12 protein-coding genes are annotated in these 13,658 nt (G+C 65.5%); 4 read left to right on the forward strand and 8 right to left on the reverse strand.

Annotation, left to right across the window (positions count from 1 at the left end):
• Positions 1–9: 9 nt before the first annotated feature.
• The 5 genes from ntrX to dusB form a co-directional block, all read right to left on the reverse strand.
• Positions 10–1,425 carry a nitrogen assimilation response regulator NtrX gene (ntrX, locus tag ACQY5B_RS12775; protein ID WP_420324990.1) on the reverse strand — a complete coding sequence of 472 codons (1,416 nt, stop codon included), beginning with the start codon at positions 1,423–1,425 and terminating at the stop codon, positions 10–12.
• 27 nt (positions 1,426–1,452) lie between these two features.
• Positions 1,453–3,726 carry a sensor histidine kinase NtrY-like gene (locus tag ACQY5B_RS12780; RefSeq protein ID WP_420324989.1) on the reverse strand — a complete coding sequence of 758 codons (2,274 nt, stop codon included), beginning with the start codon at positions 3,724–3,726 and terminating at the stop codon, positions 1,453–1,455.
• 110 nt (positions 3,727–3,836) lie between these two features.
• Entirely contained in the window at positions 3,837–5,207 is a 1,371-nt protein-coding gene (locus tag ACQY5B_RS12785; RefSeq protein ID WP_305968211.1) for a response regulator, read from the reverse strand.
• A complete protein-coding gene (locus tag ACQY5B_RS12790) occupies positions 5,208–6,290 on the reverse strand; it encodes a two-component system sensor histidine kinase NtrB (protein ID WP_420324988.1) in 1,083 nt (360 codons plus the stop codon).
• Positions 6,290–7,270 (reverse strand): tRNA dihydrouridine synthase DusB, encoded by a 981-nt coding sequence (dusB, locus tag ACQY5B_RS12795; RefSeq protein WP_420324987.1) that lies wholly within the window; start codon positions 7,268–7,270, stop codon positions 6,290–6,292. Before dusB ends, ACQY5B_RS12790 begins: the two co-directional genes overlap by 1 nt.
• 196 nt (positions 7,271–7,466) lie before the next feature.
• Between dusB and ACQY5B_RS12800 the strand changes: the two genes are divergently transcribed.
• The 4 genes from ACQY5B_RS12800 to ACQY5B_RS12815 all read left to right on the forward strand — a co-directional run bounded on the left by ACQY5B_RS12800 (position 7,467) and on the right by ACQY5B_RS12815 (position 11,110).
• The gene (locus tag ACQY5B_RS12800; RefSeq protein ID WP_420328648.1) at positions 7,467–8,597 is read left to right on the forward strand and encodes a bifunctional 2-C-methyl-D-erythritol 4-phosphate cytidylyltransferase/2-C-methyl-D-erythritol 2,4-cyclodiphosphate synthase; all 1,131 of its coding nucleotides are present in this window, start codon (positions 7,467–7,469) and stop codon (positions 8,595–8,597) included.
• Entirely contained in the window at positions 8,594–9,079 is a 486-nt protein-coding gene (locus tag ACQY5B_RS12805) for a phosphatidylglycerophosphatase A family protein (RefSeq protein ID WP_420324986.1), read from the forward strand. The genes ACQY5B_RS12800 and ACQY5B_RS12805 overlap by 4 nt, the downstream gene beginning before the upstream one ends.
• On the forward strand, positions 9,076–9,540 hold the full coding sequence (locus tag ACQY5B_RS12810) for a CinA family protein (RefSeq protein ID WP_421917656.1): 465 nt from the start codon (positions 9,076–9,078) through the stop codon (positions 9,538–9,540). Before ACQY5B_RS12805 ends, ACQY5B_RS12810 begins: the two co-directional genes overlap by 4 nt.
• Positions 9,541–9,931: 391 nt before the next feature.
• Positions 9,932–11,110 carry an ammonium transporter gene (locus ACQY5B_RS12815; protein ID WP_420324984.1) on the forward strand — a complete coding sequence of 393 codons (1,179 nt, stop codon included), beginning with the start codon at positions 9,932–9,934 and terminating at the stop codon, positions 11,108–11,110.
• Positions 11,111–11,199: 89 nt separating this feature from the next.
• Here ACQY5B_RS12815 and ACQY5B_RS12820 read toward each other — a convergent pair whose 3' ends face one another.
• The 3 genes from ACQY5B_RS12820 to ACQY5B_RS12830 form a co-directional block, all read right to left on the reverse strand.
• The gene (locus tag ACQY5B_RS12820; RefSeq protein WP_420324983.1) at positions 11,200–12,471 is read right to left on the reverse strand and encodes an MmgE/PrpD family protein; all 1,272 of its coding nucleotides are present in this window, start codon (positions 12,469–12,471) and stop codon (positions 11,200–11,202) included.
• A gap of 58 nt (positions 12,472–12,529) precedes the next feature.
• Complete coding sequence (locus tag ACQY5B_RS12825; protein WP_420324982.1) at positions 12,530–13,048, reverse strand: hypothetical protein; 519 nt, start codon at positions 13,046–13,048, stop codon at positions 12,530–12,532.
• Between the two features lie 163 nt (positions 13,049–13,211).
• On the reverse strand, positions 13,212–13,655 hold the full coding sequence (locus ACQY5B_RS12830) for a type II toxin-antitoxin system RatA family toxin (protein WP_305968203.1): 444 nt from the start codon (positions 13,653–13,655) through the stop codon (positions 13,212–13,214).
• Positions 13,656–13,658 lie beyond the last annotated feature (3 nt).

Here is a 13,658-nt window from a genome sequence, read left to right on the forward strand (position 1 = left end):
GCCTGCCGCTCAGGAGGCTTCCGTGATCTGTTCGTCCACGCGCGCCACCCGCGCGCCGGACTTGGCCGAGGTGACCACGCCCAGCGACTTCAGCTTGCGGTGCAGGGCCGAACGCTCCATCCCCACGAAAGACGCGGTCCGAGAGATGTTGCCGCCGAACCGGTTGATCTGCGTCAGCAGGTATTCCCGTTCAAAGGCCTCACGCGCCTCGCGCAGCGGCAGGGTCGCCAGCGTGCCCGACAGGACAACGCGCCCCTCGGCATCTTCGCCCGGGGCAGTTTCCTGCGGCAGTTCCCGCGCCTCGATCGGCCCGGTGCCGTCACCCAGGATCAGCACACGCTCGACGAGGTTCTTGAGCTGGCGCACGTTGCCCGGCCAGGTCATGGTCTGCATCAGCGCCACCGCCTCTTCTGTCAGTTCGCGCACCGGCAGGCCCTGGGCTTGGTTGCACTGCTTGATGAAATGGCCCGCCAGGACCGGGATGTCCTCGCGCCGCTCGGCCAGCGAGGGCACCGCGATCGGCACCACGTTCAGCCGGTGGTACAGTTCCTCACGGAAACGGCCAGCTGCGATCTCGTCCTGCAGGTCGCGGTTGGTCGAGGAGATCACGCGCAGGTCGACGCGCACCTTGTCGTTGCCGCCGACCCGGGTGAATTGCTGGTCCACCAGCACGCGCAGGATCTTGGACTGGGTGCCCGTGGGCATATCGGCAACCTCGTCGAAGTAGACCACGCCTCCATGTGCCTGCTCCAACAAGCCGGGCTCGATCCCGCGTTTGGCGGTTTCGCGGCCAAAGAGCATCGCTTCCATCATCTCGGGTTCCACGCCCGCGCAGTTGACGGTCACGAAGGGCGCCTTGGCCCGGTTCGACTGGGCGTGGATATAGCGCGCGGCCACTTCCTTGCCCGCCCCGGCCGGACCGGTCAGCATCACCCGACCATTGGATTTGGTCACCTTCTCCAACTGCCCCAACAACGCACGGAAGGCGGCACTTTCGCCGATCATCTCGGCGGACTTCACCTCGCCGCGTTTCAGCTGCACGTTCTCGCGCCGCAGGTTGGAGGTTTCCATCGCGCGCCGGATCACCACCAGCAACTGGTCGATATTGAAAGGCTTCTCGATGAAGTCGTAGGCGCCCTGCTTGATGGCGGCCACGGCGATCTCGATATTGCCGTGGCCGGAAATGATGACCACGGGAATATCGGGGTTGTCGCGCTTGACGGTCTTGAGGATGTCGATCCCGTCCATCTTGCTGTCCTTCAGCCAGATGTCGAGGATCAGCAGCGCCGGCGGTTCGGCGTTGATCTCGTTCATTGCCTCCTGGCTGTTGCCGGCAAGCCGGGTGGCAAAGCCCTCGTCCTCGAGGATGTCCCCGATCAGTTCCCGGATATCGCGTTCGTCGTCGACGATCAGGATGTCGCTCATTGTCTCTGCCCTCTCATTCCTTCGTGCTCAAACATCTTCCAGGGCCGCCGCCCGCGGCAGGTCTGCCGCGCGGTTCAGCGGCAGCCGCACAACTGCCATCGCGCCCTGATGGGCGCCTTCGGCGAAGGCGGGTGCATCTTCCAGCACCAGCGTCCCGCCATGTTCCTCGATGATCTTCTTGACGATCGGCAAGCCAAGCCCCGTGCCCTTGTCGCGTGTCGTGACGTAGGGCTCGAACAGCCGCGCGCGGTCCTCCGGCAGACCGATGCCATTGTCCATGATGCGGATCTCTGCCCGGCCGTCCTGCGCCTCCGCCATCACGCGGATTTCCGGCTGATAGTCCTCGGGCGCGCCTTTTTCCTGCAGGCTTTCGACCGCCTCCCCTGCGTTCTTGATCAGGTTGGTCAGCGCCTGCCCGATCATGGTGGAATCCAGTTCCGCGGGCATCGGCTCCTCCGGCAGGTCGGTGACAAAGCGTACACCGGGCTGGCCGGTTTCCTGCATCAGCACCTCGCCGCGCAGGATCTCGCAGAGGTCCTCGGGGCGGCGCTCCGGTTCCGGCATCCGCGCGAACTTGGAAAACTCGTCGACGATACGGCGCAGATCGTCGGTGCGGCGCACGATCCGTTCGGTTAGGTCCGCCACCTTTTCCGCGTCCGGCCCATCCAGCCGCTTGGCAAAGCTGCGCTGGATGCGTTCCGCAGACAGCTTGATGGGCGTCAGCGGGTTCTTGATCTCATGCGCGATGCGGCGGGCCACGTCGCCCCAGGCGGCCATCCTCTGTGCGCTGACCAGGTTGGTCACGTCGTCAAAGGCCACAACGTAGCCTTCCAGAGAGCGATCCTGGCGCCGCCGCGTGGACAAGCGGACCAGCAGGTGTTCCAGACGCCCTTCCCGGCTGACCTTGACCTCTTCCTGCGCTGTTTCCAGCGCCTCGGTCCGCAGCCGCTGAAACAGCGCCCCGAATTCCGGCACGGCAACCCCCAGCGGCACGGCCCGATGTGTTTCGTGCCAGCCCAGAAGCCGCTCGGCCGAGCGGTTGACGAACGTCACCTTGCCCTCGGCATCAAGGCCCACCACCCCTGAAGTGACAGAGGACAGGACGGAATCGAACAGCCGCTGGCGGCGTTCGATCTGCCGGGTGTTTTCCAGCAGGGTTTCGCGCTGGCCTTTCAACTGGCGCGTCATCTGGTTGAAATAGCGCCCCAGCATGGAAATCTCGTCGTCGCCCTCTTCCTCGGGCACCTGCACGTCCAGATCGCCCGACCCGACCCGCTGCGCCGCCCCGGTCAGGCGCCCCACCGGGCGGCTGAGCCGTTCGGCGAACCACAGCCCCGCCCATGTCGCCGCAAGGATCAGCAGCAGGGCAAAACCCAGGTACAGCAGTGCAAAGTCGAACAAGCGCCGGCCCCGTTCGCTTTCCTGTTGCTGGTAGAAACGAGCGGTTTCCTGCGTTTCGTCCAGCAGGTTGAGGATCTGACCGTCGACCTCGCGGCTGACGTAAAGGTAACGATCGGCAAAGGCCTCCAGCGGCAGCAGGGCTCGAAACTCGTTGTTGTCCCAGTCCGGGATCACGGTGACGCCCTCGGCATCGGCACGCAGGAAATCCGCCTCTGACGGCTCCTCGAAATCGAACAGGTAGGAGCGTTCACCGCGGGCGCGGATGCTGCCCGCGCTGTCGATCACAAAGGCCTCGCGCAGTCCGCGCTGGATCTGGGCCTGCCCCTGGCTGAGAACCTGGCGCAACTCTCCGTCGTCCATGACGAAGTTGCGCCGCCGGTTGGCATCGAGAAAGGCCCCAAGGGCGCGCGCATCCTGGATCAGACCGGCACGGCTTTCTTCCTCGTAGGCCTCAGCGGCCGAGAGCGAGGCGCCAACCACGTTCTGCACCCGGCTCGAGAACCAGGTTTCGAGACCGATGTTGATGGTCAGCACGGCAAACACGGCCACCGTTACCGTCGGCAAAAGCGCCATCAGCGCAAAAGCCGCGGTCAGCCGCAGGTGCAGGCGGGACCCCGCCGATTGCGCCCGCCGGTCGGCCACCATCCGGGCCACCCTTGCCAGCAGCAGCGCCGCCAGAAGCAGGACGTAGACAAGGTCGGCCAGCAGGACGAGCCGCAGCGACAACGCGCCGGCCCCCTGGTCCAGCGGTCCCAGCACCATGAAGGTGGCAAAGGCCAGGACCGGTCCCAGTGCGACCAGGAACAGCGCAACGATATTCTGGAAAAGTCTTGTCCGACGCAGGCGTGTGAACGACCCCCAAGTCGGCAACCAATACAATGAGCGTGCCCGCGTGGCCACAGCCTACCCTCGCCAATGTGCCGACTCTGGATGCCCGGAGACCGGCGACCGCCATATTTTGTGGCCTTCTCACCACGCCGAGGCGGCGGGGCCACACTTATGTGGCCCTTTTACATCAACTTGCGGCGGCGTGTCACGCGAATATCCAGATCGGTGATCTTCTTGCGCAAAGTATTGCGATTGATGCCAAGCAAATCCGCGCATTTGGCCTGATTGCCGCCTGTCGCTTCCAGCGCAATCTCGATCAGCGGGGCCTCGACCTCGCGGATGATCCGGCCATAAAGCCCCGGCGGCGGCAGCATGGCGCCATGCAGGTCGAAATAGCGCCGCAAGTGGCGACCCACGCTTTCGCCCAGCTTGTCGCTGTCGCCCCCCCGCAGCACGGGTCCGGTTTCCGGCTGATTGCCCAGCACCGCCTCGACCTCGCTGCGCGTGATCTCTTCGGCGCGGCTGGTCAGGCTCAGACGCCGCACGGCGTTTTCCAGCTGCCGCACGTTGCCGGGCCAGGAATAGACGCGAAACAGGTCCGCCGCCCCTTCCGACAGCCAGCGTTTCGGCGCGCCTTCGCGTTCGGCCCGGTTCAGGAAGTGTTCCGCAAGAAGCGGGATGTCTTCGACCCGTTCACGCAGGGAAGGCACCGCGATGGCCGCGCCGTCTAGGCGATAGAACAGGTCCTGCCGCACCTTGCCGTCCTCGATCAGGGACTGCGGATCATGCTGGGACGAGGCGAGGAAGCGCGGAACGTGGTCGCCCGGCACATCCATCATCCGCACCACGCGGGCCTGTATCTCGTCGCTGATGTCGGCGATTTCGTCAATCAGGAGCGTCCCGCCCTTGACCCGTGCCAGCACTCGCGCCGGACCGTCCAGATCAGACAGGTCCGATCCGGTCACGGTTATGAAGGGAAGCGTGCGCCGATCGCTGAAGTCATGCAGCGCGCGGGCGATCAGGGACTTTCCGGTGCCGCTTTCGCCGGTGATCAGCACCGGCAGGTCCGTGTTCATGACCCGTGCGACCAGACGGTACAGCCCCTGCATCGCCGGTGTCTTGCCCACCAGCGGCAGTTCGTCAGGCTCATCCGCGCCCACCACCGGCTCTTCGCGCTTGGGCGTCTTGTTGCGGTTTTCCAGCGCCCGTGCCGTACGCTTCATCAGGTCCGGCAGGTCAAAGGGCTTGGGCAGATAATCATAAGCCTCGGCCTCGGCCGCCTGGATGGCGGTCATGATCGTGTTCTGCGCCGAAATCACGATGACCGGCAGCCCGGGCCGGTCCTCGGAGATCTTGGGCAGCATCTCCAGCCCGTTGCCATCGGGCATGACGACGTCGGAAATCACAACGTCGCCCTTGCCCTCGCTCACCCAGCGCATCAGCGTGGTCAGGCTGGACGTGGCATGCACCTTGCAGCCCGCGCGCGTCAGCGCCTGCGTCAGAACCGTGCGGATCGTGCGGTCGTCATCGGCGACCAGAATTGTGCCATCCATTTACGTGCTCTCCTTTGGCGCCGCAGGTGCCCGCGGCAGCGAAATGCGAAAAACCGTCTTGCCCGGAACGCTGTCGACGGAAATCCAACCGTCATGGTCCGAGATGATCTTGCTGACGAGCGCCAGTCCAAGGCCGGTGCCGTTCTCCTTGCCGGACACGAAGGGATCGAAGATGTCGCCCTTGATATCCGGCGGCAGACCCGGACCGTCGTCGATGATCTCGACCTGCAGCGGCAGCGTCTGGCCGGATCCATCCGCGCGCCGCAGCCGGAAGCTGTGTTCGTAGAAGGTGTGCAGGCGGATCGTCCCGCCTTCCTTGGGATCAGCCGCCTCCGAGGCGTTCTTGATCAGGTTCAGCACCACCTGCAGCAGCTGATCCGGATCCCCCAGCGCCATCGGCAACGATGGGTCGTAATCCTCGATGATCTTCATATGGGCGCCAAAGCCCAACAGCGACGACCGCCGCGCCCTGTCCAGGACATCGTGTATATTGACCTCGCGCAATTCCGGCGCCGAGAGATTGCCGAACTGTTCGACCTGCTCCAGCAGCTTCACGATGCGACGGGTCTCGGCCACGATTAGATCAGTGAATTCAAGATCATCCTGACCGATGCTCATGCTGAGAAGCTGGGCCGCACCGGCGATCCCGGCCAGCGGATTCTTGATCTCGTGCGCCAGCATCTCGGCCATGCCGATGGCCGATTTCGCGGCGGATTTCACCGAATGGCTCTGCGTCATGCGCCCGGCCAGTTCGCGTGGCGAGATCAACATCACCATCCAGCCAGATCGACCGGACAACGGCGCGATCTGCAGGTTGCAGACCAGTGGCGGACGCGCGCCCGTGCCCACGTCGACATCATTGACGAAGAGCGGCGTGCCTTGGCTACGGGCGCGGACAAAGCTCTCTTCCAAAGGGGCATCCACGGCCAGCCGATCCCAGATCGGTTGGCCTGTCAGCCACTTGGAAGAGTTGTTCATGAACCCTTCGGCGGCCGGGTTCAGGTCGGCGATCCGGTCTTTCTCGTCGATCAGGATGGCCGGCACGGGCAAGGAGGACCAGATGTTGGGATCCGTTTCACTCATCACGCGGCCTCCGCCTCGGCGCTCAGCGCCTCTGGCAGAAGATCCAGCACCTTCTGCGTGTCCCTTTCGGTCAACAGACGCTTGCGCAGCGCCGCCGGCGTGTTGGCCGCATCCATGTACCAGCCCAGATGCTTGCGCGCGACGCGATTACCCAGCGTCTTGCCGTAGAAATCCAGCATGGCCTCGTAGTGACCCGACACCATGTCGATCAGCGCCGCGCCCTCGGGTACCTTCGGCGCCGGCGTGCCATAAAGCGCGTGAGCCACCTCGGCCAGCCGCCAGGGGGCACCCTGCGCCCCGCGCCCGATCATCACACCATCTGCGCCAGAGCGATTCAGCGCCTGACGCGCGGCTTCAGCGTCAACAATGTCTCCATTAGCGATTACAGGTACTTGCACCGCGTTCTTTACCTCCGAAATCGCGTCCCAATTGGCCTTGCCCTTGTAAAACTGGCAGCGTGTGCGGCCATGAATGACGATCATCTTCACTCCCGCCGCCTCGGCACTTCGGGCGATCTGCGGTGCGTTCAGGTGGTCGTCATCCCAGCCCAGGCGCGTTTTCAGCGTCACCGGCAGATCGACCGCCTCCACCACCGCCTCGACCAGGCGCAAGGCATGGTCCGGCGCCCGCATCAGCGCCGACCCTGACCACCCCCCCGTCACCTTCTTGGCCGGGCAGCCCATGTTGATGTCGATAACCCGTGCGCCCATGTCGGCGACCATGCGCGCCGCCTCGGCCATCGGCCCGGGTTCGCGCCCCGCGATCTGCACGCTGGTATTCTCGATCTGCGCCCCCAGCTCCGCCTTTTCGCGGGTTCCCGGGCGTTCGGTCAGGAACTCGCCGCTGGCGATCATCTCGGACACGACCAGACCCGCGCCAAAGCGCGAAACAAGCGTGCGAAAAGGCAGATCGGTGATTCCCGCAAGCGGAGCCAGCAAAACGGGTACGGTGATCCGCCGGTCTCCAAGATCAAAGCCCAATTGCCCAGTCCTTGTGCGATGGCGTGGAAGTAACCTCTTGGACCGAGATTTATGGGAGAGCTTTGTTTTCTTCAATCTATCCGGCCCAATTCTAGGGCGCACCACAGCCGCACGCCTATTTTTTAATCACAACCCCCGCCTGATTGCGCAACGCGATGCCTGCGCCTATGAGAGAACGGCAATGATCGGACGGACCATGCAGACAGGGATCATCATCGTTGCGGCCGGTCGCGGGACGCGGGCCGGCGGCGGGCTGGCAAAACAGTGGCGGCGCGTGGCGGGCAAACCGGTGGCGCGCTGGACGCTCGAGGCCTTTGCCGGGCGCGGACCGCTGGTTTTGGTCGTGCACCCAGACGACATGCCACAGGCGCAGGCTGTCGCCGCAGGGCTGGACCTGCGGATCGTGACCGGCGGCGCGGACCGTGCCGCCTCGGTCCGTGCGGGGCTGGAGGCGCTGGCGCAGCAGGGGCCGGAACGGGTGCTGATCCATGACGTTGCCCGCCCCTGCGTGACGCCCGCCGTCATCGACGCGGTCCTGGCGGCGCTGGAGGATCACCCCGGCGCCGCGCCGGCCTTGCCCGTGACCGATGCGCTCTGGACTGGCGACGGGACCCGCGTGACCGGCACCCGCGACCGCGAGGGGCTATACCGCGCACAGACGCCGCAAGGGTTCCGCTTTGCCGAGATCCTGGCCGCCCATCGCGCGCATCCGGGCGGAGCCGCCGACGATGTGGCCGTGGCCCGCGCCGCCGGGTTGCACGTGGCCATCACACAGGGTGACGAGGCCAACCTGAAGATCACCACGGCCGGGGATTTCTCCCGTGCAGACAGTTACTTGCGAGGAAAAATGGATATTCGCCTGGGCAATGGTTTTGACGTTCACGCTTTTGAAGAGGGCGATCACGTCGTCCTTTGCGGAATCAGGATTCCCCACAGTCGCAAGCTGAAAGGCCATTCCGATGCGGACGTGGGGATGCATGCCGTGACCGACGCCCTCTATGGTGCGCTGGCCGAGGGCGACATCGGGCGGCATTTCCCGCCGTCGGACCCACAGTGGAAAGGCGCCGCCAGCGAGATATTTCTACGCCATGCGGTCGAACTTGCCCGATCACGCGGTTTCGCGATCGGCAACATCGACCTGACCCTGATCTGTGAGAACCCGAAGATTGGCCCACATGCAACTGAAATGACAGAAAAAATGTCGGATATCATGACATTGGATGCAGGACGGATCTCGATCAAGGCCACCACCTCGGAACGACTGGGGTTTACTGGCCGCGAAGAGGGGATCGCGGCACTGGCCACCGCGACACTGGTGTCGGCATGAAGTGGCTGGCCTCTGTCGGCGGGGTCGGCTACCTGCGCCCCGCGTCGGGCACCTGGGGATCCCTGGCGGCCCTGCCGCTGGCCTACGGGATTCACCAGTTGGGCGGGTTCTGGCTCTTGCTGGTGCTGACGCTGCTGGCCTTCGGCCTTGGCTGGTGGGCCGTGCAGAGCCTGACCGCGCAGGGCCACGGAGAAGACCCGTCCTGGGTCGTGATCGACGAGCTGGCCGGGCAATGGATTGCAATTTTTCCAGTGAGTTATGGCGCCATGTTCATGGGCGTGGACATCTGGCGGCTGTGGCCCGGCTGGGTTGCGGGTTTTGTGCTGTTCCGTCTTTTTGACATCTGGAAGCCCTGGGTGATCGGCCGCATCGACCGGATGGGTACACCCCTGGGCGTGATGCTGGACGATGTGCTGGCGGGCCTGTTCGCCGCCGTTGTCGCAATTGCCCTGGCCGGCCTGTCACATGGAGTCCTGATGTGAGCATCGCAAAGCAAATCATTGAAAAGGCTTTGGAAAGGAGGCTCAAGATCACGACTGCGGAAAGCTGCACCGGCGGCATGGTGTCGGCCGCGCTGACCGATATTGCCGGATCTTCGGCGGCCTTCGAACGCGGCTTTGTCACCTATTCCAACGACGCCAAGGCCGAAATGCTGGGGGTCCTGCCCGCCACTCTGAACGCGCATGGCGCGGTGTCCGAGGAGGTCGTGCGCGAGATGGCCTTGGGTGCCCGCGCCGCGGCGCGGGCGGATGTGGCAGTGGCAGTCAGCGGGATCGCCGGGCCCGGCGGATCCGAGTTCAAGCCCGAAGGCCGCGTCTGCTACGGACTGGTCAACGCCAATGGCGTGACCACTCAGACCATCGAACATGGCGCCATAGGCCGCGCAGAAGTGCGTGCCGCGGCCACCCAACACGCGTTGGAACTGATCCTTTCGGCACTGTGACGGGGCCTTTCAGTTTGTACAAAACGTACGAAACGTACGTTGATTCCAGCATTTTGTACAAAGTGCCCCCGGACGCCTGACAGAGCCGCTGACCAAGCCGTACCGGGGCCGCATCCCGCCTTGCCTGGCCCGAAGACGTCACGATTTGCCCAGAAAACAGGCATTTTAACGAATCCGTCGCCCACGACCGTGCGCCCGGGTAAGCCATCATGCACCGTGTTAGAAGCTTCCTTAACTTGCCCATTTTTTGGGCATTATCCAAATTTTAAGCCCACTCTTGAGGCTCTTTGCAAAGAGCGCCTGTTTTGCGCGCCCCTCAGCCCTGATGCCGCTTTTTTCCGCATCCGAATTCGTCTTTCTGCCCCGCAATCCAAGAGGAGGGACAAGAGACATGAACGGAGCGGATACCGCCTGGATCATCGTGGCAACAGCCCTGGTGCTGTTCATGACGCTGCCGGGGCTGGCGCTGTTTTACGGCGGCCTCGTGCGGGCACGGAACGTGCTGAGCGTCTTCATGCATTGCTATGCCATCGCCTGCCTGATGAGCGTGCTGTGGTTTGCCCTGGGCTATTCCATCGCCTTCGGCGAGGGCAACGCGTTCTGGGGCGGCCTGGACAAGGCCTTTCTGAACGGCATCGACGCGGACACGCTGGCGGGCACCCTGCCCGAGGTGCTCTTCTTTGCCTTCCAGATGACCTTTGCCATCATCACCCCGGCGCTGATCGTGGGCGCCTACGTGGAACGCGTGGGCTTTGGCTTTGTGCTGATCTTCTCGGGGCTGTGGATGCTGCTGTGCTATGCGCCGGTGGTGCACTGGGTCTGGGGCGGCGGACTGCTGGCGGGTGATGCGCCGCTGTTCGGCGAGGCGGTCAAGGATTTCGCGGGCGGCATCGTGGTGCATGAGACCGCCGGTCTGGCGGCGCTGCTGCTGGCGGTCTTTTTGGGGCCGCGCCGGACGCAGACCCACCCGCCGCACAACCCGGGCTATGTCATGATCGGGGCGGCGATGCTCTGGGTGGGCTGGTTCGGCTTCAACGGCGGTTCGCAACTGGCAGCCGACGGGGGCGCGGCGATGGCATTGACGGTCACGCATCTGAGCGCGGCGGCGGCCTCGCTGACCTGGGCGCTCTGGGAGAAGGTGAAGTTCGGCAAGGCCTCGATGGTGGGCATGGTGACGGGAACGATTGCGGGGCTGGCCTCGATCACGCCGGCGTCGGGCTTTGTCGGGCCGGTGCAGGCGCTGATCATCGGCGCGGTGGCGGGCATCCTCTGCCAGGAGGCGGTGAACCTGATCCGCAACAAGCTGCGGATCGACGACACGCTGGACGTCTTTGCGGTGCACGGGGTCGGCGGGATCTTCGGCACGGTGATGATCGCGGTCTTTGGCCTGGGGTCCTGGGCGGCGCAGCTGGGGTCGCTGGTGGTGGTCGGCGTCTTTACCACGGTCGTGACGGTGGTGCTGATCTTCGTGGTCAAGGCGGTGGTGCCGCTGCGGGTCGACGAGGAAAGCGAGGTCAATGGGCTGGACATCTCGGTGCACGGTGAACGGGCCTATGACCACGCCAGCTAAGGGCGGCTGACATGTGACGACGAACGGGCCCCTGCGGGGCCCGTTTTCGTTTGCGACAATGGGCCGGAGCTGGCCCGGGACCGGGTCGCTCAGGCGGCCAGTTGGGCGCAGAATCCCGCGCGGTCGCCACGGTCTACGGCCTGCCACAGGGCGCGTGCGCGGGTCTCTCCGACAAGGGCCGCGGCCTTGGCGTGCAGCCGGTCCCGGCGTGCTTCCAGCGTCATCGGGCTTTCGAGGTCGAAACTGGCGCTGCGGCCATTCCCGTGCCCGTCGATCGTGACCAGCGCCTCGGTCTCTTTCAGGTCGTCCTTGCCCACCACCTTGACCCGCTCGCGCAGGGCGATCACCGCCGGATCGGCACAAAGCGCATCGCTGTAGGTGTCGAGCGCGGCAGTGTCATGGCCCAGCAAGGCCAGCGCGACGGCGGTGCGATAGCTGAACTTGGCGCCGAGACCCGTGGTCGGCGCCAGCTGGTGGCAGACGGTCAGCCAGCGCGGATGGGTGAAGACCGTGATCTCGGTGATCCGGTCGGCGTCCAGATCGGGCAGCGTTGCCAGCGCCTCGAGCGTGGCGTGCAGCCCGTGGCAGCAGGCGTGGAACTTGTGGCTGAGTGTTTCCAGCAGGGCACCGGCGGACTGCTGTGTGGTGCCGTCGCAGACGTGAGTCTGGACAAAACCGTTGGTACAGTCGAGCGCGTCGGGGTTGGAGATGAAGCCACGCGCGGCGAGGAAGGCCGACTCGACCCCGTTTGCGGCGGCCATCCCGGCGTTGAAGGGTTTGCCCATCGTGCCGAATTGCGACTTTAGCCCGGAGGCGCGGGTGGCGGTGAGGCCGAGCGCATGCAGGACCTGGTCCCCGGTCAGGTCCATCAGCTCGGCGGCGGCAAGACAGGCGCCAAAGGCCCCGGCGGTCGCGGTCTGGTGATAGCCCGCCTGGTAGTGCGACCGGCCAAAGCGCAGACCGAAGCGGACAGAGGCCTCTGCCCCCAGGCGCGCGGCGGCCAAAATGTCCGACAGGGGCTTGTCCAACCGCTCGCCCACCGCAAGCGCCGCGGGCAGGACGGCCACGGAAGGGTGGCCGATATGGGCGAAATGCGTGTCGTCATAATCCAGCGCGTGCGAGGCGGCGCCATTGACCAGCGCGGCTGTCCGCATCGGGGCCCGTCCCCCGCCGAACAGCGTGGCCTGCGGCGTGCCACCCTCGTCCTCGGACAGGGCGCGGGTCAGTTGCGCCACCGGTTCCCCCTGCCCCGCGATGCCGCAGGCCGCCCAGTCGAGCGCCGAGAGCGCCATGATGGCGCGCGCGGTCTCGGTGTCGGCGGCGCGGGCGGCCTCGATGATCGGGGTAAACGGGGATGTCATGAGGCGCCTCCGGCTGTGGTCCGCGGCGCAGACTAGCCGGATGCCGGGCGAGGTAAAGTCACTCTGCCGGGTCGGCCCCGGTCACGCTGCGGGCGGCGGCATAGGCCGGGGCGGCCCTGTGCCGGGCAGCGTGCGCAGGGGCCGGACCGCCGGGCAAGCCCTCCGACGGCGCCGGGGCGGCGGTGGGGGACGGGCCTTCGACGGCGGTCTGGTCGGGCGCCTGTTGCGATGACGGGTCGCGGCGGCGCCGGTCGCCCTGCTGGTCCCTGCCATGGCGGTCCTCTGGATGCCGGTCCAGCCCGTTGATCGCCGCCGCTGCAAGCCTGCCGGTCTGGCTGGTCGAGACGACAGGCGGCGGTGCGGGAACCGGCAGCTGCGCCGAGGGGGGCAGAACGGCACCGGTGGCCATCGGCGCCCCGGCGCCATTCGGCGCGGCCCCAGAGGGCGCGCCCTGGGCGACGGACTGTGGCGCCTGTCCGGGCGGCACCTTTTGGGCCGCGTTCTTGGCCGCCTGCGGCAGGCCGATCAGCTGCACCAAAGGCAGTTTCAGCGCGGCAATGTTGAAGACGGCTGGCATCAGCGGCTCCGAAACAAGGGTAACGGCCTGTTCGGAGATACGCCCGAAATCGGGCGATTTGCGGGCAAAGCCCGCCGCCAAAGGGGGAATCGCGCAATCTGGTTAACCCTGCGCAAGGGACGCGGCGGCCCGGGTCAGGTCTCTGCAATGCCCCGGGACGGGGTCAACCGTACAGTTCTGCGGCGCGGCGTTCGAAGGCGCGCACGATGCGCTGCATCGCGTCGTAGAAGAACATGCCCGCCGCCCCCTGCAGGATGCGGTTTCGGAACTCGAAATCGACGAAGAAGGAGACCTCGCAGCCGCCCTCGACATCCTTGAACCCCCATTTGGACACCATGTGGTGAAAGGGCCCGTCGAGGTATTCCGTGTCGATGCGCATGTCGTCGGGCCAGAGCGTGACCCGGCTGCCGAACTTTTCCCGGAAGACCTTGAACGAGATCACCAGGTCCGCAAGCATCACCTCGTGATCGCCTTCGTCGTGGCGCGAGCGGATGCGCGCCGCCGCCGTCCAGGGCAGGAATTTCGGGTAGGAGGCCACGTCCCCCACCAAGTCATACATCTGCTGGGCGGTATAGGGCAGCTTGCGGGTTTCTGAGTGGGTCGGCATGTC

This window comes from Antarctobacter sp., assembly GCF_965277915.1.
Classification (GTDB): domain Bacteria; phylum Pseudomonadota; class Alphaproteobacteria; order Rhodobacterales; family Rhodobacteraceae; genus Antarctobacter.